Consider the following 20,934-nt stretch of genomic DNA (forward strand, 5'->3'; position numbering starts at 1 on the left):
TTTAACAATTTTTTCAGTATTCACCAGGCACGATTGCCATAAGGAGATCACCACATGAAAACAAACAAATTAGTTCTTTCAACCTTGCTGCTCAATCTATTTATTGCATTTTTAGGGATTGGGCTTGTCATTCCAGTCACTCCAACCATAATGAACGAGTTAGGCATTTCCGGAACCGTCGTCGGGTATATGGTTTCCGCTTTTGCTTTGGCTCAGCTCATTGTTTCACCTATTGCCGGCCGATTGGTGGACAGCTTTGGCCGAAAGCCGATGATCATCATCGGGCTGCTCATCTTCAGCATCTCCGAACTGCTCTTCGGCCTCGGACAAACAGTGGAAGTCCTGTTCTTTTCACGCATTTTGGGAGGAATCAGCGCTGCCTTTATCATGCCGGCAGTGACCGCTTATATAGCGGACATCACAACCAGCAGTACACGGCCAAAGGCATTGGGCTATATGTCTGCAGCAATATCCACCGGCTTTATTATCGGACCTGGAATCGGCGGCTTCCTAGCTGATATTGGCACCCGGCTTCCATTTTTCTTTGCAGCCGCTTTCGGTTTGTTTGCGACCATTTTATCGCTCATCACTCTTACAGAACCGGAACGGAATTACGAAGTGGAAGAAAAACATCAGCCTTTGCCAAAATCAGGATTCAAAAGGGTTTTTTCTCCGATGTACTTTATCGCCTTTATGGTCATCCTCATTTCATCATTTGGATTGGCCGCATTTGAGTCGCTGTTTGCATTATTTGTCGACCATAAGTTCAGCTTTACCGCGAAAGACATTGCCATTGTCATTTCACTCGGCGCTATTGTCGGAGTGATTTTCCAGATAGGCTTGTTTAACCGGCTGACTCAATGGCTTGGTGAAATCCGTCTGATCCGCTACAGTTTACTGGTTTCAACCGTCCTTGTATTCGCCATGACGATAGTTACCAGCTACTGGTCGATTCTGCTGGTCACGATGGTGGTATTTGTCGGTTTTGACTTAATGCGTCCTGCTGTCACCACCTATCTGTCGAGGATAGCCGGAAACGAGCAGGGATTTGCCGGAGGGATGAACTCCATGTTTACGAGCATCGGCAATATTTTCGGTCCGATCATTGGCGGCATCTTGTTCGATATTGATTCGAACTATCCTTTCTATTTTGCCACTGTTGTTTTAGCGGTGGGCATTGCCTTGACGTACGTATGGAAAAGACCTGCTTTTTCAGAAGGAAAAGCAATGACTACATGACTTTGTGTTTCCTGAAGTGTTTAGTCAAAACAAATTAAAGAGGCTGCTGGATTTGAAGTTCTCAAATCCAGCAGCCTCTTTTTCACATTCCAATCCGTTGGTTTTTGTGCGTTAAAGCCGAAATATATTTTTTAGTTTTTTCAATAAGTTTTAGCTCTACGCACTATTGAAACATTGGATGTATGTTATTATTTATGAAATAATACAAAATCAGGAAGGATGAAACGATGCATATACGAAAAGCTCTAGTAGAAGATGCTTCCGCCATCGCAAAAGTTCACGTAGATAGCTGGAGAACGACTTATAAAGGCATCTTTTCAAACAGTTATCTCGACAGTTTGTCTTACGAAAAACGGACAGCTTTATGGGAAAACAACATTGGAAAAAAGGATGATTATGTGGTTGTGGCAGAAACTGATAGCGGCGACATCATCGGCTTTGGCACTGCTTCAAAAAGAGATACCAATACAGTAGACAGATCTGGCGATTTGACTTCCATTTACTTACTTGAAGAATACCAGGGACAAGGCATTGGAAAAATGCTGTTGAAAGAGCTGTTCCTGCATTTCAAAAAATTAGGTTATAAACGAATCTTTGTTGAGGTGCTGGAAGACAATAAAACACGATATTTTTATGAACATTATGGCGCGAAGCTGGTGAACACTGTCCAACTAAACTGGGATGAAAAAATACTGAACGAGTTGATATATGAATGGGACGATCTTAATGACGTTTTGGAGAAACTATAAATCGCTGCAAAAAAACCGTCTTCAGCTGAAGAACGGTTTTCTGGTGTGTTTAAAGCATTTGCGCAATTTGAATTAAATTGCCGCATGTATCATCGAATACAGCTATTTTAACGTTACCCATTTCTGTTGGCTCTATGGTGAAGCTTACACCATGGTCGAGTAATCGTTCGAACTCTTTTTGAACATCTTCCACACCAAACATAGTAGCTGGAACACCTTCCGCAAAAATTTTCTGTTGATACTCCCTAGCTGCTGGATGGACGTTCGGTTCTAGCACAAGCTCTGTTCCCTGTTGATGGTCCGGTGAAACAACGGTGATCCACCTGAATTCTCCCATCGGTATATCGTGCTTTTTCACAAAGCCGAGCGTTCCCGAATAAAACTCCAAAGCTTTATCCTGATCTTCAACAAATAAACTGGTCACAATAATGTTCATTCTGATATGCCTCCTTAGATAAAGGTAGTTCCCTTGTTCCTTTACTTACCTGATCCAGTCTTCCAGCAAGTTTTCCAAAGGTTCCTTGTTGAAAGTCAGCACCCGGTACTTCCCCTTTTTTGTGGACTTTACCAGCCCCGCTTCATCTAATATAGAGAGGTGCTTAGCGATTGCCTGCCTGGTAATTGCGAGATGGTGTTTCGTAATCAGGCGAACCGTCAATTCATACAGAGTCATTTCATTGCGTTCGGACAGTTCGTCCAATATTAACCGCCGTGTCGAGTCACTGAGTGCTTTAAATACTGCGTCTTTATTCTTCATATCCCCATTATAAGCAACCATATAGTTGCATGTCAAGAACAATTAAGGACCGGATATCCGGTCCTATCGCTGCTTGATTAATTGCCAATAAATCATGTCTTCAAGTTCATTTGTTTCTTCCATTCCCGCTTTCTTCAGCACGCGAATAGATCCAGAGTTGTTTCGGTCTGTTTCTGCCACTACTTTTTCAACCACATTCGCTTTAAATGCCCAGTCCAAAAGCCCTTCGACTGCTTCTGTCGCATAGCCCATTCCCCAATAAGATTCAAGGAAGCCATAGCCGATTTCAACTTGGTTCTCGGGATTTGGCTTTCCTTTAAAACCTGCATCTCCAAGTATTACACCGTCAGATTTTCGAAGCACAAGCCAGCTTCCCCATCCATCCATAGATGAATCGTCCAGAAGTGCCTTTACATGGTTGGCTGCTTGGGGGCCATTTTCATACTTTTGGTCTTCCATCAGTCGGATCGATTCGCTGTCACAAGAAATCATCTTTAACCGTTTAGTTTCTATTTCCACTTTTACACCCCTACTAACCTTCTTGCATGGAACGTTAAAACTTCTTAGAGAAGTATAGTTCTAAATGCAAAAATCCCTATGTGTTTTCATTTATCCTACCCATCAAAACCGTATTATAGTAGTTGCCATCAGAAAGAAGTTTATCTTTCTTTAAAATTCCCTCTACTTCAAAGTCGTATTTTTTATACAATTTGATTGCTTTAATGTTGGTTTCTAGAACCCTCAAGCTTATTTTGCAGATGCCAACTTCGTCTGCCCATCGGATAGATTCAGTTAGCAGGTTTTGCCCAATTCCTTGGCCCCAAAACGCTTTCACCACAGCGATGCCAAATTCAGTTTGATGCAAAGTCCTCTTTAAATCACTCCCAGCGCACCTGGAAAATGCAACGAGCTGTCCATTTGCCTCGGCGACTAAAAAAAGGCTGTTTCCACTCGCTCTATCCTTTTCAATCAAGCTTCGAAAACCCTCTTCATCTATGTATGCTTCGCCTTTTTCTCTGTCCAGATTTTCCGTTTCTCCATCTATTTGCAGCCTTAGTTCAGATAAGTAGTAGGCATCTTGATCAGTTGCCGTCCGTATACGGTATGAAGAAAAATCTAGCTGGTCGATCTCCATTAGCCATCATGCCTGCCTTTCTTTTATCAGCCTACATTAGGCAAACTTCTCTTTAATTTCCTCCTCCTCTTCTTCGTACCATTCAGACTGCTTCGGATTCAACACAGCGATGGAATACAGCAACGCCGTGATCAGCATGATGACCGCAAGAGAGCCGATCGTCAGTTTTAATGAGATCCAGTCGGCCAAGAAACCGATTGCCAGAATGAAAAAGATCTGAAAAATACTTTGAATCAGCCCAAAGATGCTCGTCACTCTTCCCATGATGGATACGGGAACATTGTTTTGATAGAATGTCGCGATTCCTGCATTCAGAAAAACGTTAAAGAACCCTAGGATAACAAAACCTACCGTAACCGATGCGAAAGACCAAGAGAACGCATAGATAACATAACCTGTCGTCATCATCAGCAAGCCGGTGACGATCATTTTGCGGATGGAAATCTTATTGGCAAATACGGAGAGCAACAGCGCACCACTCACTGAACCGATGCCTGTGATACTAATGAGCAAACTGTAATCCACTTCGGACAATCCGATCACCTCTTGGATGAAAACAACTTCTTGGACATCCATGGCAAAAGAAAATAGCATTACTGCCAGAAAACTCATATAAATGACAGTTACGTATTTCTTTTCTGCCATAAAATCCAAAACGACCGTAAAATCTTTTACAACTTGTGAGAACGTCAAAGCAGGTATCTTTTTCTGATGAAGTTTTTCTGTTTCCGACAGAAAGGCCAAAACAAGGGCCGCAATCAGAAAGAAACTGGCGTTTATCCATAAAGTTAAAGAGATGTTCGTCATTAAAATAAGCGCACCGCCTATAGCAGGCCCGATGATAAAGGCTCCGGAAGAGGCAAAGGACCGCAACGAGTTGAATCGTTTTCGCTTATGCGGAGCCACCAGCATCGTCACATAAGTCATCGATGCCGGTCCAAAAAATGATTTGGCAATGCTCAAAAGAACGAGAATCGCATAAATCGCAAGAAGATTTGGCGCAAAAGGAATCAAAGATATAAACGCCGCACGTAAAAAGAACGTCACCAACATAATCTTTTTCTTGCTCCGGTAGTCGATAAAACTTCCGGTCCAAAACTTTGTGGCAACGTTGGTTAAGGGACTGATAACCCATAGTCCTGCTACTGCAGCAGCAGACCCCGTCATTTGATAAACAATGATGTTGATTGCGATCAGGTAGATAAAGTCTCCGATACCCGCAATGCTCAATGAACTAAGGAGGGTGGCTGGTGTTTTCCAGGCTATTATCTTTTGCTTCACCTCCAACACCTCTTTCAGAAAAACTGTATTGTAGAGTAGACTCCATCGTTCAATATATAGTGCTTTATCTATTAAGCGAGTTTTCTGACATACCACCAGTATACCATTTTATTATTCCATAATAAGTAATTTTATAGCGATACTATTTCTTTATACGCTTGCGTTATTGGTCCCAAAGATTTCTTTACTCCGTTTATTTTCCGGCTGCTTTAGCCAATGGCGAAGACCTTTTCCGGCTAATGGCTCGTCATTATATCTGGGGATCACATGAAGATGGCAATGGCCAATCGACTGATTTGAAGCTTCTCCAACGTTCCAGCCGAGTGCAAAACCATCTGGAGCAAACTCTGCAGCCAAATATTCTTTGGCTTGGTGCAGTAAGTCATACGTGTCGTTCCACTCCTCTTTTGTTAAATCAAATACAGTCACACGGTGTAGCTTTGGCACAATCACTCCACTGCCTTCCAGTACCTCTTGCTCTTTGTCATGCTGCAGGAAGAAGCAGGTTTGATTTTCAAATACCATCTTTTGATTGTGATCTTTATATGGGTTGCAAAACGGACAATCGGCTTCATATGACATGTTTTTTTCTTCCACCTTTCACTTCTCTACATTTTTTCAGGCGCTTTTATGCCAAGCAATCTTAACCCTTCTTTTAATACAATAGCAACAGCCTGAACCAACGCCACCCTTCCCTCTTGCTCGATGTCTTCGTTCAAAATTTTCACGTGAGCGTAATAAGAGTTGAATTCCTGTGCCAAAAAAATGAGATACTTGGCAATTTGAGAAGGCTCAGTGTAATCAAAGCTCTTTACAATAACTTCGGGAAAAGCCAGCAATAGTTTGATAATCGGCCAGCTATGCTCATCATTCAGGCCAGCCGGTTCGAGTTGATCCGGCTCAAATGAAGATTTTGTTAATATTGAGCACGCTCTTGCATGTGTATACTGAACATAGGGACCGGTTGCCCCTTCGAACTTCAGCATATCTGCCAGTGAAAACTCGATGTTATTTTGGCGGTCATTTTTTAAGTCATGGAAGATAATTGCCCCGATGCCGACCATTTTCGCTACCGCTCTTTTATCCGGCAAGGCTGAATTTTTTTCGGCAATGTTATTTTCAGCAAGGTCGATTGCTTGCTGGATCACATGCTCAAGCAAAACAACTCCGCCTTTTCTGGTCGACATCTTCCTGCCGTTTTTCAATATAAAGCCGAAAGAGACATGCTTCATATCTTGCGGCCAGTCATACCCTAATTTTTCCAGCACTAAAGACAATTGTTTAAAGTGAAGCGTCTGTTCTTGTCCTACGACATAAAACGACTGATCAAACTGATAGTTTCTTTTTCTGTACAAAGCTGCGGCCAAATCACGCGTACCATACAAGGTCGCACCGTCCCTTTTTTTAATCAGAAATGGCGGTAAGCTATAGTCACTCAAATCCACAACTTCTGCACCGTTCGACTCGACCAGCAGTTGTTTTGCTCGAAGCAGCTTCACCACTTCATCCATTTTATCGTTGTAAAAAGACTCTCCGTCATTGGAATCAAAACCAATGTCCAGCAGCGAATAGATTTTAGCAAATTCCTGAAGCGATTCATCACGGAACCACTTCCATAATTTTTGTGCTTCCGGGTTGCCATCTTCAAGCTTTTTAAACCACAGCCTGGCTTCGCTTTCCAATTCTGGGTTGTTTCCAACTTCCTGATGGAATTTTACATAAAGCTTCAGCAGTTCACTGATTGGAGCATCCTTTACTTCTTGTTCACTTCCCCACAATTTGTAAGCTGTGATCAATTTGCCAAATTGAGTTCCCCAGTCGCCCAAGTGATTTATGCGTATCGCCTTATACCCGCATTTTTCCGAGATAAGTGCCAACGAATTGCCGATCACTGTTGACCGCAAATGGCCCATGGAAAACGGCTTGGCAATATTAGGCGAAGAGAAATCCAAAGTTACGGTCTGGGTTTGTCCAAATGCTGATGCGCCATAATCCGACTGCTGATGCAAAATATCTCTCATGACTTCTGCGCTGACAAATGATTTGTTGTAAAAACAATTCACATACGGCCCTTCCGCGATCACCCGTTCAAAGTGCGGATTGGAAATTCTTGTAGCCAGCTGTTCGGCAATTTTTGCAGGCGACTCTTTCATTGCTTTTGCCAACGCAAAGCATGGAAATGCCAAGTCTCCCTGCTTATCAAACTTTGGCTGCTCTATCAAATTCATAATTTCATCCAGTTCAACCCATCCATTCAACTCCAAAGCAATTTCCTCAGCATACGTTTTCACCAATTCCATCCATTACCCCTCCTTTTTGATAAAACAAAAAAGCCCGTCTCTGCATAATTAAATACAGAGATGGGCTTTTCCCGCGGTACCACTCTTATTGTCCAGGATAAACTGAACCGGCTCAAACTGATAACGGGATTTCCCGACAATACCCTACAAATAAGTTCAGGCAGTTTCTCAGAAGTGCGCTTCATTGCAACAAACACAATCAGGCTTCCACTCTCCCTGACTCGCTGGCGCATCCATTTGCAACTACTCTCTTCATCATCGAATTTACATATTTTTCAGTTATCATAACGTCCAGGTAAATTTAAGTCAATCAATTTTTCCTTATGTTGGATAAATCGGTAAAACATATCTATTGCAGACAGAATTCGAGAAGCGCCATGTACTTAAACTTTTAGTTACTTTCTTCAAAAAAAGACAATAGCATTTCCAAATCTTCAGGATAATCATGCTGTATCGCCAACAAATCTTCATAAGTTTTCCAAGAAATTTCTTCAATCTCTTCATCTGGATCTGCATAAGAAAGTTCTCCATCAGTGATTTCACATTTAAAATAATAGGTAGTCACGTCATAGTTCTCAACTATTTCTCTTTTAATACGTATGGAATTTGCAATTTTAACTTTAAACCCGGTTTCTTCCCAAACCTCTCTTGCACATGCCTGTTCAGGAGTTTCGCCTTTTTCAATTTCGCCTGACGGTACACTCCAGTTCTTAGTGGCTTTTTCTCTCACCATAAGAATTTTATTTTGCACCATTACAATTCCAGCTGCGCCAGTCCAAATGATTTTTTCGTTATTCACTTAGCAAAATCCCTTCAACCTGATTTTTACTACGCATTGAGATGATATTCATAGAATTTGGACTTTTTCTTTTCTATTTCTTGCTAAGCTCCAAACTGCTCCTGTTAAAAAACAAACCATCACCACCAAAATAAAGGTGAGTGGATTAAGAAATATGTGGGTGGAAAAAACGTTGAACAAAGCGAATTCCTCTGGATAGCTGGAAGCACCTTTCACATCAACAATATACTTGCGAAATTCGAATGCTTTATTATACGTGAAAAATGAAGCCGCCAAAATATAAGTTGTGCTGATTAAGATTCCACCAATAGTGCCCTTGCGTAAAAGCCATCTTTCATTTGCCCGCATTGATAATTCCGTCGTTCCATATAAAAAATATAAAATGAACGGCATTGCTACTACAGGAATGAACAATGCAGGATTGCCATTGCCTCCCCAATAATCATCATTATTCACCGGCTGCGTTAATAAATTCATGCTATAGAAAACGCCAATAGCTATGATTCCACAAATTGCGTATACCAGCATAAGTATTTTATTCACAGAGAACCTCTCCACTTTTTTTAGTTTGTTATGTGGTTGTATTCTCCATTTTATAAAAATCTCCTTGTGACAGCTCCTAAATAAGTTTTATCCACAAAAAATCTTTGAGTCACAAAGCTTTTTCTTTAAACGTTATGCGCTCAAGTTTAATAGCTTCGAATAACTTACCAGAAGCACGGAACAGTAAAATTGCTGGAAAAATAGTAAAAAGAGACAAAATACCGGCTAATGCCAAAAATACAGTCGCAACTACAGGATTCACGCCAATAGTAAGAAAACCGAGCAAACTCAGAACTGTAGCAATGATTAGCATATAATAAGGGATAACTAGGACATTTTTAGCAATCAGAGTATTATCACTTGCAAATTCTTCTGCTGAAATGGTGGCTTCTCCTCTGCTCATGTCCTGTTGAATTTTGGAATCGTTTTGAAACATATCGACCCAAAAATTTTGGACCAGTTGATTTCTATCAAGCGAATTTAAGAAAAATCCAGACACAGCCACAATTGCAGCCAGCAAAACAATCGATAATGTAACTAACTTACGGGAAGACTGCAAGTTGTTTGGTTCGATAATCGTCACTCCTCATTGTTATTTAAGTTTCCCATTAGATCCATTGTAATCAGGGATATCCTATAAATAATCGGCCTAAGGGTGGCTTCGGACTAAGACTTTAGATGTATTAGGACGCAAAAATACTGGTAACTTTACAGCTGCTTCATCTCTAGCTTCAGTATTAGTAAAGGTTTTGTTCTGACAGATTTTTAAAACCCTGTCTCATAACTACAAAATATAAAACCGGCAAAGAAAAGGATTGCTTTTCTATGCCGGTTTTAAAACGAGTTGACGGGAATGAAAGCGGCGACTCCTGCGGCGCAAGCCCGCAAAAAGCGTCCGCCGGAATGGACGTCAGCCTATTTTGGGACAGCTCCTTTCTAACATTCTTCTATTCTAACCAACTATTCAAAAATTCACTTTGGTCTCCTTCAAAATAGTCTTCGAAAAACACTTTAAATTCCTCTGTATTCACTTGCTTGAACTGAAATTCTTTGTAGTAAGCCGAAAGAAATTCAAGCGCCGCCTCGTCTTCATCCAAAAGATCAAAATGCTCCTTGAGCAACATCGGAACCTTGCCGTAAATGGTGGAGTAATAAGACTCGTCTTCAAATTGATCGAGCGGCAAGTTTACGTAGGTTTCTGGCGGATAGTATTCTTCGGCCGTTAAAGCGCCCCAAAATCCATATTCCTCATTATCGTAATAGTCACTAAGGAAAAGCGAACTGCTGAATTCCGTCACTCCTTCATCCAACCAGGCTTCGTTGTAGGAATCATTTGTCACTATGAAATAAAACCATTGGTGGGCAATTTCGTGCACCAGGACGGATTCCTGGGAGGCTGCATCCGCAGCCACTTCGATAATATTCGGATACTCCATGTAACCATCGTTCCCAATGATGTCCAGTTCACCAAACGGGTTATCCCCAATATTTTCTTCAAAATAGACATAAGCATCTACTGCCAGTTCAGAAGTCTCTTCAAGCATATTCGCTGAGCGGGGCGTAAATACCCGCAGATCCGTATTATTGGCTTGAACCGTTTCAAATTCCCACTCGTCGGGATTCATGATAGCCATATAAAAATCTTTGATGTTTTCTCCACTGACTGTACCGGTCGATGTTGCTTCAATTGGGCCATCTTCAGCAGAACTTGCGACCAAATAATCCTTGGGCAAGTCGAAAGTTACCGTAAAGTCTCCATAATCCGTATCATAGGACTCGCCAATTGGATCATAGTCATTAATGTCCCAACCATCTTGATAATGCCCGAGCATTGGGTACCAATGCGCTAAATAATAGTTATCGTCCACTTGAGACAGGCGCATGCCGTTTTGCGGCAAAACCATCGAATACTCAATTGCGACTTTCGCCTCCGATGCCGTTTCCAAACCTGCATCCAGCTCCACCATCAGTTCGTTATTGTCTAAGTTGTACGCGGCTTCTTGCCCGTCAACAGATACGGCAGAAACTTCAATTTCCAGTTCCTCATCTTCGTACAACGGAGTTTCTACCGAATTCATGGCGTTCGGAACCAAGTAAAATCTGATTTCCGACCAGGAATCCGAAGAGTCGTTCGTTACGTCAACTGAAGCAGCCACTTGAAACTCTCCTGCCTCGTTCAATTCGAACTTTATGTCATAAACCGCATTTGTTGCATCTTGCGGCATTTCCGTCACCTGTTGACCGCATTCTTCACAAAAAACAACATTCCTCAAAACCCAAAAGCTGATAATCCCAATAACTATTACCAGTACAACTGCCCAAATTTTCAGCTTCATCCTGCATCCCCCGTTTCTGCAATTGTTTTATAATGCCTTGCAGCTGTTTTTGGTAAATCACGGCAAGAGATTATTCTTCCTAAATTTTATCATTTGTTTTTATAGCTAGCTCGCAGTTTTTACAAATAATAAAAAGAGCAGACATAAAATCTGCTCTTTCTAGAATACTTTGAGTTAATTATAAGCTTTAATTAGATACTTTAAAGACACTTATTGTCTATTATTAGTATAAAAAAAGAGAAATGTTTTTGCAACACTCTTATTTTTGAGCAATCAATACATACAAAAATTCTGTGGGAAAGAACTTTTCGGTTATGCGCATTCCCGCGTCCGTTATTTCTTTTTCCATTCCTGCTTGTGAAATTCTTGGTGCTTTCTGCATTGAATTTTCTTTGGGTTCCAGCTCAACCACAATCAAATAGCCGTTCACTTTCAAGGCATTCCTAATTCCGATTAATACTTCAGACAAGGGATCGATCTCGTGTAAAACGAGTGAAGCGATTGCTGCATCAATGGATTTGTCGGCTAACGGAAGTTCGGCGCTGCCTCCTTGGATTGGAACGATATTGGTGAGCTGTTCGTCCATCGCTTTTTGACCAATGATCTCCAGCATGCTTGGATCGATATCCAGTGCATATACTTGGCCCTCCAGCCTTTTAGCTGCGGGAATTGTAAAATAGCCTGTGCCTGCACCAAAGTCTAATAGGTGATCTGTTTTCTTTAAAGGAATTCTATCAAGCAGCTCTTCCGGTGAAAACTCCGCTCTTCTTTTGGCACTCTCCAGGTAAGATAATTTTCCGTGTTGATGGCTTGCGTGGGACTTGCTGTGTTCACCTGTCATTTGCATTTCTCCTCTTCTACTGTTATTTATAGGTTTTTTTGCCCTAGCTCACCGTCAAAAATCTTTCCTCAAGCAGTTCTCCATTAACGCCAATTCCAGCCATACTGCCTTCTGCAGCTGCGATGATCAACTGCGACGGTCCGCCCATTAAGGTGTCTCCACAAGCAAAGACGCCAGTGACATTGGTCCGTTGAAAACGATCGGCTTCTATTCCGCCCCGCTCGTTTAACTTACAGCCAAGCAGCGAACCAATAGCAGAAGGCTGTACCCATTGAGACGCAACAAATCCTCCTGTGCGCGAAAGAATTTCTCCGTCTTCGAATTCAATCCCTTCTAAAGCTCCATTTTCCCCAATCAATGTCTGAATTTTTTTCTCATTCACTCCGATCCCGTTCATCTCCAAAATCTTCTTTTCATCCTCTGAAAGAATTTGCTTACCGTTCGTACAAAAAACCAAGTCATCTGTCCAATTGGAAGCCACTTTTGCCATATGAAAAGCACCCGGTATTTCTGCAATGACAGCCAGCGGTTGGTCTCTGAGTTCCCAGCCGTCGCAAAAAGGACAGCTGAACAGGCTGCTTCCATAAAACTCCTCTAGCCGGTCGATGTCCGGAAGAACTTCTTTAAAGCCGGTTGCTAAAATAAGCTTTTTTGCTTTGAAGAGTTCGCCATTCTCTGTCTCAATGCGGAACAGCTCGTGTTCTTTACTTACACGGAATACTCGCTGTCTTTCAATTTTAACGTCTGGATAGTTGGCTAACTCTTCTTGCGCGATTCGCTTTAACTCCTGAGGATTTATGCCATCGCGTGTGATAAATCCATGTGCTTCCGAAGTCACTGCATTGCGCGGTTTATTGTCGTCAAACAAGACGGTTTTCTTCCTTGCCCTCCCGAGAACCAGCGAAGCATTTAATCCCGCTGGCCCTCCGCCAATTACTGCACAGTCCAATATCATGCCATCATCTTCCTTCTATGAAGTTTTAATTGCTTTCCTTGGCCTGCTTTTGCAGCTCCATCTTCTCCACAATATCGATGAGCAGCCTGTTGCTAAGCTCCTCTTTCATATTGTCTTCAGACTCACGCATAACTTTTTCGATCAGGCATCCTTCGTTATGATGGATCGAGCAATTAAACAAATTGCTTTCTCCTTCAATCGCAATGATGACATCTAAAAACGAAATTTCTTTTGGAGATTTAGAGATTTTATAGCCGCCTTTTGCGCCGGGCGTCGATTCAATCAAACCTGCCTTCGTAAGCTTAGTCAATATCTTTGACAGATAGGTCGGCGATAGCTTTTGGAATTCTGCCAACTCCTGAACACCAACGGTACTGGCTTTTGGCAGCCAAATTAAATACACCATTGTATGCAAAGCATAGTTTGTAGCATTTGAATATTTCATAATGCCCTCCTTTTTAATTCAAAGATATTAAAGACTTTTGTTATCTCTAATAAGAAAAATATATCATTTAGCTAATAAGTAGTCAAGCAGTTGATTTCAAATTGATTCTATCTGCTGTGCTTTTCAACAACATGTCCATAATAAAAACCACTGATTTCTTTGTACAGAAACCAGTGGTTTGTTTATTTATTATTCCCCGCGGGGTGCTTTGGGCGGTTGGCAGACGTCACATTTACGTTGGTTTTTCGTGTTGAATTTTGTAAATGTTTTTTCGAAGTTATTGCCGCATGCGCATTTAAACAGCAGCTTTTGAGAGAAACCGTGGTATTCCGTCGACAACAATTTGCTGTCTGAGTTTTTCTCGACAAATGCTTTAATTTCTTTAAAGGTCCATCGTTTGTTCATATTGTTACACCTCCATATTCTATTGCTAAGCGGAGGCTTTTGGCATCCGGTCAATTTCAGGCAAAATCTCAAGTGCCCTAAGTTCTTCATTATAGCACGGGTTGACTCTTTTATAGAAAACTAAATATCCTTTTAGCAGATTTGAGTGACTTTCAAATATTTAAAAAGTATATTTCCTAATTATCCCATCGCATCACAATCACAAAAAATGCCCAGCTAGAAGCACTTAATGAAGTTATGCCTACTATCATAAAATAGATTTCTTTATTATCTGAAACAAAATCCTTCTTCTTAAACAGCATAAACATTAGGATTCCAGTTGCTATGTACATGATCATGCCAAGAATAGTCAATCCGGTCAAGTAGTGAATGGGCGCGATTGAAAAGACATAGTAACTTAAAAAATCAGCTATTACTTGCCCTAAAACACAGAACATCGTAGCCAACAAAAAACAGACCATTATCCATCCAGATAACTTTTTCATCCTGTGACCTCTCTTTTCGTATTTTAATTTTACTGCAAATGTGTCAAGCTAGTTTTTCGTCTTTACTATCTCTTTTAGATTCAACCAACTGCAGAACCAGGATGAGATTATACAACAGTTGCCAAAGTAATTATAATATCTACTATAGGAAATTTCAGGAGGTACCTAAATGCTGCAGTATATAGATTACAATCAAGAAAGCACTGGCCCGGCAATTATCGCTATACCTGCGCTCGGAGAACGGAAGGAAATGTATGAGCAGCTGGCTAAAAATTTGGCAAAATTTCGTTTTATTGCCGTTGATTTACCGGGACATAATAATTGTTCTTCTGAAGACTTTTCAATCGAGAATTATACGAAAGATCTAATGGAGTTGTTGGATCAACTATCTATTCGAAAAGCACATTTTATCGGCAATTCTATCGGTGCTTGGATTATCCAAAGCTATTCCAAAAGCTTTCCTCAATCTATTCACTCCTTGACCCTGCTGGATGGCGGCTATTATTTCAGTGGAGATTACGAAGAGAGTGAAGAAGAAACTGAACTTCCTATTGTCGAAAAGTTAGAGGATTTACAAGAAGCCATCAGTCAGCAAGTCGAATCAAAGGAAAGGTTGTCTCCTTTTAACAAAGAATGGATTAAAAGCTATTTTCTCAAAAACTTCTTTCAAGCTGATGGTGTTTACATCCATCACAGTAAAGCCAAAGCTTTAAATGTACTTTCAAAATCTATTCTGAAAAACAACTATTGTTTACAACAAAACACAAAACTTCCCGTTTTGCTGTTACTGGCTGATCAGGAACCAGTTTCTTTTAAAGAAGACAAAATAAGGAGTTTTCTCTTTTCAAATACCAATGCAACAATAAAACGAATCCCTGACAGTTACCATCTGCTCCCACTTACCAATTCAAACTTGATCGCAACACATATTGAAAAATGGTTAGTGTCAGTGACCCAATAGATGCTTTACTATTTTAAGAAGGGAGATCTGCGCCTCTGGCTAACATTAATCCCTATACTCTATATATTTCTTTAGTAGTTCATATATAAAAAGCATCTTTACTTTTAAAGCTTCTCGCTCCTATTTAATGTCATAAGCTTCAAGATCCATCAATAATTCAATGAGATGCTCAAACAAATTGCGTTGGGCCGGGTTTTGCCAATCTTCTATTACGTCCGCCATCAGCCACATGACTTCATCAAGAAAAACATGCTCTACAGCTTTCTGCCAGTAATTTTCCTCTACTAATGTAAAGGCAATGAATTCCTTATAGCCTGCTAAAAATATGTGCCATTGCGCGTGGCTAAATGGCTGATCCGGCGCTGTCGCCAGTTCATTGTGAAACAATAAGAGCACCAAAGCCAAATCAAACACGCGGGGTATCCACCCAGCATTGTCCGGATCCACCAAATAAGGATCAGGTGTATAAATCAAGTTATTCGCTTTGAAATCATGAGGCGTGGCAACATGAGGCAACCTTGCGTTTTTCAACTCGCCTTGATTGGAGACTGATTGCATAAGACGGCTTTCTAACTTCGGGGATATTTCAATGTCCCAGGCGGCAGCATTTTTAATGATATTTTTAACACTGTCTTTTACTTCAGCTTCGTTAAAATCAAATACATTGTATGGGTCTAACTCAAATTCATTTTTTGAGGACGAAAGAGAGTGGATTTTGCCAAACATCCTTCCCGCGTCTTTAATTTCAACATCCCTTCCTGAATAAAATTCTCCTGCGATAAAGGGATATACAACGTAAGTCTCTTCACCGATGGACATGGGATTTTCAGTTGCCAAAATGGCAGGCACCACAACTTTTACTCCTTGTTTTCTCAAATTATTTGTATACTCCATCAGACGCCTAGCTTTCAAAATCGGATTTTGTGTTTGCTTTACAATAAAATTCTTACTGAAACTTGTTATTCGGTAAACTGGCGAAAAGGGATAAATGCTAACAGGTTCTTCTTTCGGATGGAATCCAAATTTTTCAACTATTGATTTGGCATTCATTTAATTTCCCCCTTAGGTTAACTGCTTTAATATGGACTCTGTTGTCAAAAAATTTAGGAATAGTGGGCTTTAGTTCTTTGTATTATTTTACCAATGAATGAGATCTTGTAAAATGACAAATTTTTATGCTGTGGATAGGATTAAAATAGTGAGTATAGATTTTTCAAAATACGTAAAAAAGGATGAATCCACTATAGATCCACCCTCTTTTTTTGCATTCATATATTAACACCTTACGTATTTCCGTTTGAAACCAAGCTTGCCCCTATCCAGTTCTTTTTGAATGCTTTCATGGGCATTAAAAAAACTGCTTTTTTTATTGTCACGCTTCATCTCTACAATGCCAATTTCCCTGGTAGTTTCCAACGCTTTTTCACTGAGCGGCACAAAAGAAATTCCTACGGTGTAAAGAAAGTTGTTCATAGCAGACTTTGTTCGTTCCGGTGAATTGTGAATTGTCCTTTTCACTATGTCAAGCATTGAGGAAATTTTGTCCTCCGAAAACTCAGTGTCTGGACGATTTCCCAACAGCCAGCAATAACAGCTCCAACCGGCGGACATCTTCAGCTCCTGGCCGCTCGCAATCCAGTTGTCTGCTACTTCCTGCGCAATATCTGATTCCGATAAAGTTACCGCTACCACATAATCCGACAACATGTAAAAGTACGCCGCATCCACCCAACGGTCAAAATCGGATGCTGTCATGGCCTTCGGATCTGCGATGATGCCTGCAAAGTACATCGCATCATAGTTGCCTGTGGCATAAAGTGCTTCAGCCAACTCCTGGTCTATTTTAATATTCTTCGCAACCGGCTTCATAGCCCCTGTACCTACCCCAAATAACGGTTCGCGCGCGCCATTTGAAATATATATCTTTTTTGTCCGTTCCTTGCCCAAGCCTTCGAGTTCCTGCATAACGAGTTTTAAATCCATTTCTGCTGCATCCTCTCTTACAAAGAATAGTGGCTTGCTTAAACTCCACTTATATTCCGTGTTCTCTCTACAATCAAACCCTATGAACCAACTTAATTAGACGTACAAAAATCTTATTTCCTATTTCAGTTTACACTATTGGATCTGTTTCAACATATGATGCATGAAAAAGGAAGATGCTAAATAATGGCATCTTCCTCTTTTTTTGAAGTTGTAGAGTGCAGCGAAAACTTACAAAATTGGTGAAACCATCTTCGCAACATCTTGTTTCACCTTTTCTACCCATGACTGCTCTTCAAAAGTCTCTTCTGTCAATTGGACGGATAGCTTTTTGTCTTGGTAAAAGAGATCCGCCATTTCCGATGCCGACTGTGCATTGTAAACAAAAGCGTTCAGCTCAAAATTCAATGCAAAGCTTCGGATATCCATATTGGCCGATCCGACAGAATAAGCTCTTTGATCCACAACCAGTGTTTTGGCATGCAGAAATCCATTTTTGTAGCTATATACTTTGACGCCATCTTCCAGCAATTCACGGACAAATGACAGGGTAGCTGAATGGACGAAGATATGGTCCGCCAAATGGGGGATCATGATTTGAACATCAACGCCTCCAAGTGATGCTGTCCGCAGCGCATCCATAATAGACTTATCCGGAATAAAATAAGGTGTCTGGAGGTAAATAGAGTCACGGGCATGATGGATCATTTTCAAGTAGCCGTTCTTAATGTCTTCATATATTTCCAAAGGACCGCTAGCGACAATCTGCATTGCAATCCCTTCTTTATGGTCAACTCTCGGAAAATAACTTTCTGCATATCCCATTGGATCTTTTTTAGTCGCCTGATTCCAATCGATGAAGAAGCGGTTTTGGAGCGAATGGACCGCTTCTCCTGTTATCCGAAGATGCGTATCACGCCAATAGCCGAATTCCTTTTTTTCTCCCACATATTCATCACCCACGTTAAACCCGCCAATATAGCCAATCGAACCATCGACAACGACCAGTTTCCGGTGATTTCGGTGGTTCAGCCGTGGATTTATACGGGAAAACATTGCTGGCAGAAAAGCCGCTGTTTTTCCGCCAGCTGCCTCAAACTCATCAAAAAAGCGTTTTGGCAGACTGCTGGATCCCAAATCGTCATACAAAACGTGCACGTTTATGCCTTGCTGCGCTTTCTCAGTGAGCAGCGAAACCAATCGGCGCCCAAGACCATCATTATTCAGGATAAAATACTGCAGGTGCACATGGTCTTTTGCGTTTCGTATGTCTTCAAACAAAGCATCAAACTTTCTTGTCCCATCGTTGAAGATTTTTATGTCAGTAGCTGTCGACAGTGGTGCATCGGTTCTTGCCACATTCATTTGAATGAGATCCAGCCAGCCATTCGCAACCTTGGAGATTGGCTGAAAGCTGCGGATTTTCATGCCATTTAATTGCAGAGCCATATTGTCCTGGAAATCCTTATTTTCATAAGCAATTGGCCGATTCAACCGTTTTTGCCTTAAGGACTTTCCAAATAATAAGTACAGGATAAAGCCAACAATCGGGACAAAAAACAGGATTAAGATCCAAGCCCATGCTGAAGATGCCGTTTTGCGTTCAAAAAACAAAATGAAAAACGCCAATACTAGGTTTAAAATTATAAAAATGTTGCTCAATATGCTTAACCAATCGAATAAAATCTTAACTCCTCCTTGAACTCTTTCTTATCTGCATTTATAGACTAGAGCTTCGTTCATTCTAAACCCCAAGAAGAAGTGAATACAAGGAATGCTCCAACCGGTCGAAGAATAAGGTGTCCAGCCCATATCGTACTTTGTTTAGCTTTTATGGATTTCCGCTACGCTGGGGAGTTTTTCAGCTTAAAGTAATAAAATACTTGGAGCGGCGGCAATAAAAGCAGTGGCAATAAATAAATATCCATTTCCATAAAGATAAGCGCCATAAAAATGGGAAAGAATACTATGTAACTGATTAATATTACATTATGCGATTTTTTCACCAAACCATAAGCCAATAATAAGAGCGAAGGAATAATGAGAAAATACGGCAAATAGCCGGCTAATAAAGGGCTGGATTCATTTAATAGGTTCATAAGCTTTTCTCCTTTCATTCTATTTAGTAAAGATAGCAGAAGAATTTACTGCTTCTATATTCACCATACTTTTTACCTGCATAAACTTTACTACCCTTTCATTAATTTAAGAAACCAAATAATCTAATCACAGTTGAAGAAACTAAGTTCAAAAATCTCTGATCGTTTCTCAAATATCCTTAAAATGAGTTATAGTCAGTTTTGGCAAATGCGCAGGCTTGCACATTTGCCTTTCTTTGTGGGTCATTCAAATCAAAACCCAAGAATCTTGCATTAAACCAATTCAATACTTTTCGGTCAGCCCCATACTTCCACTTTTTAAACTACTCCACTGCACTAGCCATGATTTTTTCAAGCAACTCATCCAAAGTGCGGTAACATTTTTGAACTTCCGGCAAGTGGTAAAAAGTGCTGGTTTCTTCTGGATTGTTAATCGCACCATCTTGTGAATAGAGAAAAATCTTTTTCCCCAATCCTAACGCAATGCCGAATTCGATGTGAGTGCCATTTCCTCCCGGCAATAAAATCACAACAAAATCCGACTCCTTCACGGCATTCTTTTCGTGTTGGCCAATGATCATCAAATCATCCAATGTCAATTTCTGATTTTCTCCTGAACCGGTATTTTGTGTCCAATCATATGTATGGAGATATCCTTTAGCGGTTAATTGTCTGGTAACATACACAACCGCTTCAATATTCCTAAAACTTGAAGCCACATAAAACTTTTTCACACTTTCACAACCTTTCCGAATAACCATTACCTGGGGACGGCTCTTCTTCCTGCACATGCTGTAACACTTTCTTCTTTTTCCATTGCCAGCTTCCTGGCTGCCAATAAAAATTTTTTTGGCGATCGCTACGCAGCAAATATCATTTGTGTGCAGGGCAAACCGCTATCTTTTTTCACTTTAACACATACAGCTGTTTTGAAAAATTTTTAATATATAGTAAGAAACGGCTTAGTATGATTCTGTTCTTAGTTTTAATATTCAAAAGTGGCATTATGCACTTTTCTCTCTAATGCCCCTTCTGCCTTTTTTTTATTGCACTTTTTACATCTTCCTATATATCATTTGAAGGCCGGTTGACATGTTTTGACGGCCCATACAAAGGTCAGTTTGCTACTTCAAAACATACTAGCAAACTTCCTTTAAATATCATGAAACCTTTCTTCAGATATTGGAATAAAGCTAAAAAAGTAAATTACATGTATTAGAAATAAATGCAGTTACATAAAATATGGGTTTTGGTAGTAAATTAGTTCTAAATTATATAATAAAAAGTAAATATATAGGTTTATTTAAAGTATTTCGTGTTTTAGGCTCTTTTTACTATTTTTTACTATAGTATAAAGGTACAGTAAACTTTTTGGTCATTTTTTATTATTTTTGGTATTTATTTTTGAATTTAGTTTAAAGCTACTTATTAAAAAATAAAGGGGTGAATTAAAACATGTTCAACTTAAAAGGAATACCGGCTCTCTATGTATCTGAAACAATCAAGTCAAATAAATATGTGGGAAAAGCCATTGAGTAATGCTGTGAAATATTGAGAGAGTTCGGATATCACATAAGTATGATCTTGCTTTAGTTTTTTCCTGGAAAGGAATGTATATTGT

Annotated in this window: 23 protein-coding genes and 1 other annotated feature; of the genes, 3 read left to right on the forward strand and 20 right to left on the reverse strand. The window is 40.3% G+C overall.

The window, feature by feature from the left end:
- Window positions 1–54: 54 nt before the first annotated feature.
- Together QOZ98_RS01675 and QOZ98_RS01680 are read left to right on the forward strand one after the other, a co-directional pair.
- The gene (locus QOZ98_RS01675) at window positions 55–1,239 is read left to right on the forward strand and encodes an MFS transporter (RefSeq protein WP_308785813.1); all 1,185 of its coding nucleotides are present in this window, start codon (window positions 55–57) and stop codon (window positions 1,237–1,239) included.
- Window positions 1,240–1,466: 227 nt separating this feature from the next.
- The gene (locus QOZ98_RS01680) at window positions 1,467–1,988 is read left to right on the forward strand and encodes a GNAT family N-acetyltransferase (protein ID WP_308785814.1); all 522 of its coding nucleotides are present in this window, start codon (window positions 1,467–1,469) and stop codon (window positions 1,986–1,988) included.
- 49 nt (window positions 1,989–2,037) lie between these two features.
- Here the strand turns inward: QOZ98_RS01680 and QOZ98_RS01685 are convergent, their stop codons facing one another.
- The 16 genes from QOZ98_RS01685 to QOZ98_RS01760 form a co-directional block, all read right to left on the reverse strand.
- On the reverse strand, window positions 2,038–2,424 hold the full coding sequence (locus tag QOZ98_RS01685; protein WP_308785815.1) for a VOC family protein: 387 nt from the start codon (window positions 2,422–2,424) through the stop codon (window positions 2,038–2,040).
- A 45-nt stretch (window positions 2,425–2,469) separates the two neighbouring features.
- Window positions 2,470–2,745, reverse strand: a complete 276-nt coding sequence (locus tag QOZ98_RS01690) for an ArsR/SmtB family transcription factor (RefSeq protein WP_308785816.1) — start codon at window positions 2,743–2,745, stop codon at window positions 2,470–2,472.
- Window positions 2,746–2,808: 63 nt separating this feature from the next.
- Window positions 2,809–3,264: a GNAT family N-acetyltransferase gene (locus QOZ98_RS01695; RefSeq protein ID WP_308785817.1), complete on the reverse strand. Its 456-nt coding sequence runs from the start codon at window positions 3,262–3,264 to the stop codon at window positions 2,809–2,811.
- A gap of 76 nt (window positions 3,265–3,340) precedes the next feature.
- Window positions 3,341–3,880, reverse strand: a complete 540-nt coding sequence (locus QOZ98_RS01700) for a GNAT family N-acetyltransferase (RefSeq protein WP_308785818.1) — start codon at window positions 3,878–3,880, stop codon at window positions 3,341–3,343.
- Between the two features lie 36 nt (window positions 3,881–3,916).
- Window positions 3,917–5,161 (reverse strand): MFS transporter, encoded by a 1,245-nt coding sequence (locus tag QOZ98_RS01705; protein ID WP_308785819.1) that lies wholly within the window; start codon window positions 5,159–5,161, stop codon window positions 3,917–3,919.
- Between the two features lie 150 nt (window positions 5,162–5,311).
- Window positions 5,312–5,743, reverse strand: a complete 432-nt coding sequence (locus QOZ98_RS01710; protein ID WP_308786131.1) for an HIT family protein — start codon at window positions 5,741–5,743, stop codon at window positions 5,312–5,314.
- Window positions 5,744–5,769: 26 nt separating this feature from the next.
- On the reverse strand, window positions 5,770–7,461 hold the full coding sequence (argS, locus tag QOZ98_RS01715) for an arginine--tRNA ligase (RefSeq protein WP_308785820.1): 1,692 nt from the start codon (window positions 7,459–7,461) through the stop codon (window positions 5,770–5,772).
- Window positions 7,462–7,514: 53 nt separating this feature from the next.
- Window positions 7,515–7,729 (reverse strand) — a binding site (T-box leader).
- 123 nt (window positions 7,730–7,852) lie between these two features.
- Window positions 7,853–8,260 (reverse strand): NUDIX hydrolase, encoded by a 408-nt coding sequence (locus tag QOZ98_RS01720; RefSeq protein ID WP_308785821.1) that lies wholly within the window; start codon window positions 8,258–8,260, stop codon window positions 7,853–7,855.
- 48 nt (window positions 8,261–8,308) lie between these two features.
- Window positions 8,309–8,803: a hypothetical protein gene (locus tag QOZ98_RS01725; protein ID WP_308785822.1), complete on the reverse strand. Its 495-nt coding sequence runs from the start codon at window positions 8,801–8,803 to the stop codon at window positions 8,309–8,311.
- A 109-nt stretch (window positions 8,804–8,912) separates the two neighbouring features.
- Window positions 8,913–9,386 carry a hypothetical protein gene (locus tag QOZ98_RS01730; protein ID WP_308785823.1) on the reverse strand — a complete coding sequence of 158 codons (474 nt, stop codon included), beginning with the start codon at window positions 9,384–9,386 and terminating at the stop codon, window positions 8,913–8,915.
- 364 nt (window positions 9,387–9,750) lie between these two features.
- On the reverse strand, window positions 9,751–11,139 hold the full coding sequence (locus QOZ98_RS01735; RefSeq protein WP_308785824.1) for a M1 family metallopeptidase: 1,389 nt from the start codon (window positions 11,137–11,139) through the stop codon (window positions 9,751–9,753).
- Between the two features lie 259 nt (window positions 11,140–11,398).
- The gene (locus QOZ98_RS01740) at window positions 11,399–11,980 is read right to left on the reverse strand and encodes a class I SAM-dependent methyltransferase (RefSeq protein WP_308785825.1); all 582 of its coding nucleotides are present in this window, start codon (window positions 11,978–11,980) and stop codon (window positions 11,399–11,401) included.
- Window positions 11,981–12,023: 43 nt separating this feature from the next.
- A complete protein-coding gene (locus QOZ98_RS01745) occupies window positions 12,024–12,935 on the reverse strand; it encodes an NAD(P)/FAD-dependent oxidoreductase (RefSeq protein WP_308785826.1) in 912 nt (303 codons plus the stop codon).
- 25 nt (window positions 12,936–12,960) lie between these two features.
- Window positions 12,961–13,380 (reverse strand): Rrf2 family transcriptional regulator, encoded by a 420-nt coding sequence (locus QOZ98_RS01750; protein ID WP_308785827.1) that lies wholly within the window; start codon window positions 13,378–13,380, stop codon window positions 12,961–12,963.
- Between the two features lie 189 nt (window positions 13,381–13,569).
- Window positions 13,570–13,785: a hypothetical protein gene (locus QOZ98_RS01755; RefSeq protein WP_058385191.1), complete on the reverse strand. Its 216-nt coding sequence runs from the start codon at window positions 13,783–13,785 to the stop codon at window positions 13,570–13,572.
- 176 nt (window positions 13,786–13,961) lie between these two features.
- On the reverse strand, window positions 13,962–14,270 hold the full coding sequence (locus QOZ98_RS01760) for a hypothetical protein (protein WP_308785828.1): 309 nt from the start codon (window positions 14,268–14,270) through the stop codon (window positions 13,962–13,964).
- Between the two features lie 169 nt (window positions 14,271–14,439).
- Between QOZ98_RS01760 and QOZ98_RS01765 the strand changes: the two genes are divergently transcribed.
- Entirely contained in the window at window positions 14,440–15,231 is a 792-nt protein-coding gene (locus QOZ98_RS01765) for an alpha/beta fold hydrolase (RefSeq protein ID WP_308785829.1), read from the forward strand.
- Window positions 15,232–15,351: 120 nt separating this feature from the next.
- Here QOZ98_RS01765 and QOZ98_RS01770 read toward each other — a convergent pair whose 3' ends face one another.
- From QOZ98_RS01770 to QOZ98_RS01785, 4 genes are all read right to left on the reverse strand, one after another.
- The gene (locus tag QOZ98_RS01770; RefSeq protein WP_308785830.1) at window positions 15,352–16,281 is read right to left on the reverse strand and encodes a phosphotransferase; all 930 of its coding nucleotides are present in this window, start codon (window positions 16,279–16,281) and stop codon (window positions 15,352–15,354) included.
- A gap of 225 nt (window positions 16,282–16,506) precedes the next feature.
- Window positions 16,507–17,214 carry a DNA alkylation repair protein gene (locus tag QOZ98_RS01775; RefSeq protein WP_308785831.1) on the reverse strand — a complete coding sequence of 236 codons (708 nt, stop codon included), beginning with the start codon at window positions 17,212–17,214 and terminating at the stop codon, window positions 16,507–16,509.
- A gap of 231 nt (window positions 17,215–17,445) precedes the next feature.
- Window positions 17,446–18,876, reverse strand: a complete 1,431-nt coding sequence (cls, locus tag QOZ98_RS01780; protein WP_308785832.1) for a cardiolipin synthase — start codon at window positions 18,874–18,876, stop codon at window positions 17,446–17,448.
- Between the two features lie 760 nt (window positions 18,877–19,636).
- A complete protein-coding gene (locus tag QOZ98_RS01785) occupies window positions 19,637–20,047 on the reverse strand; it encodes a group-specific protein (protein ID WP_308785833.1) in 411 nt (136 codons plus the stop codon).
- Window positions 20,048–20,934: the final 887 nt, after the last annotated feature.

The sequence above is a fragment of the Planomicrobium stackebrandtii genome, from assembly GCF_030814955.1.
In the GTDB taxonomy this organism is placed as follows: domain Bacteria; phylum Bacillota; class Bacilli; order Bacillales_A; family Planococcaceae; genus Planococcus; species Planococcus stackebrandtii.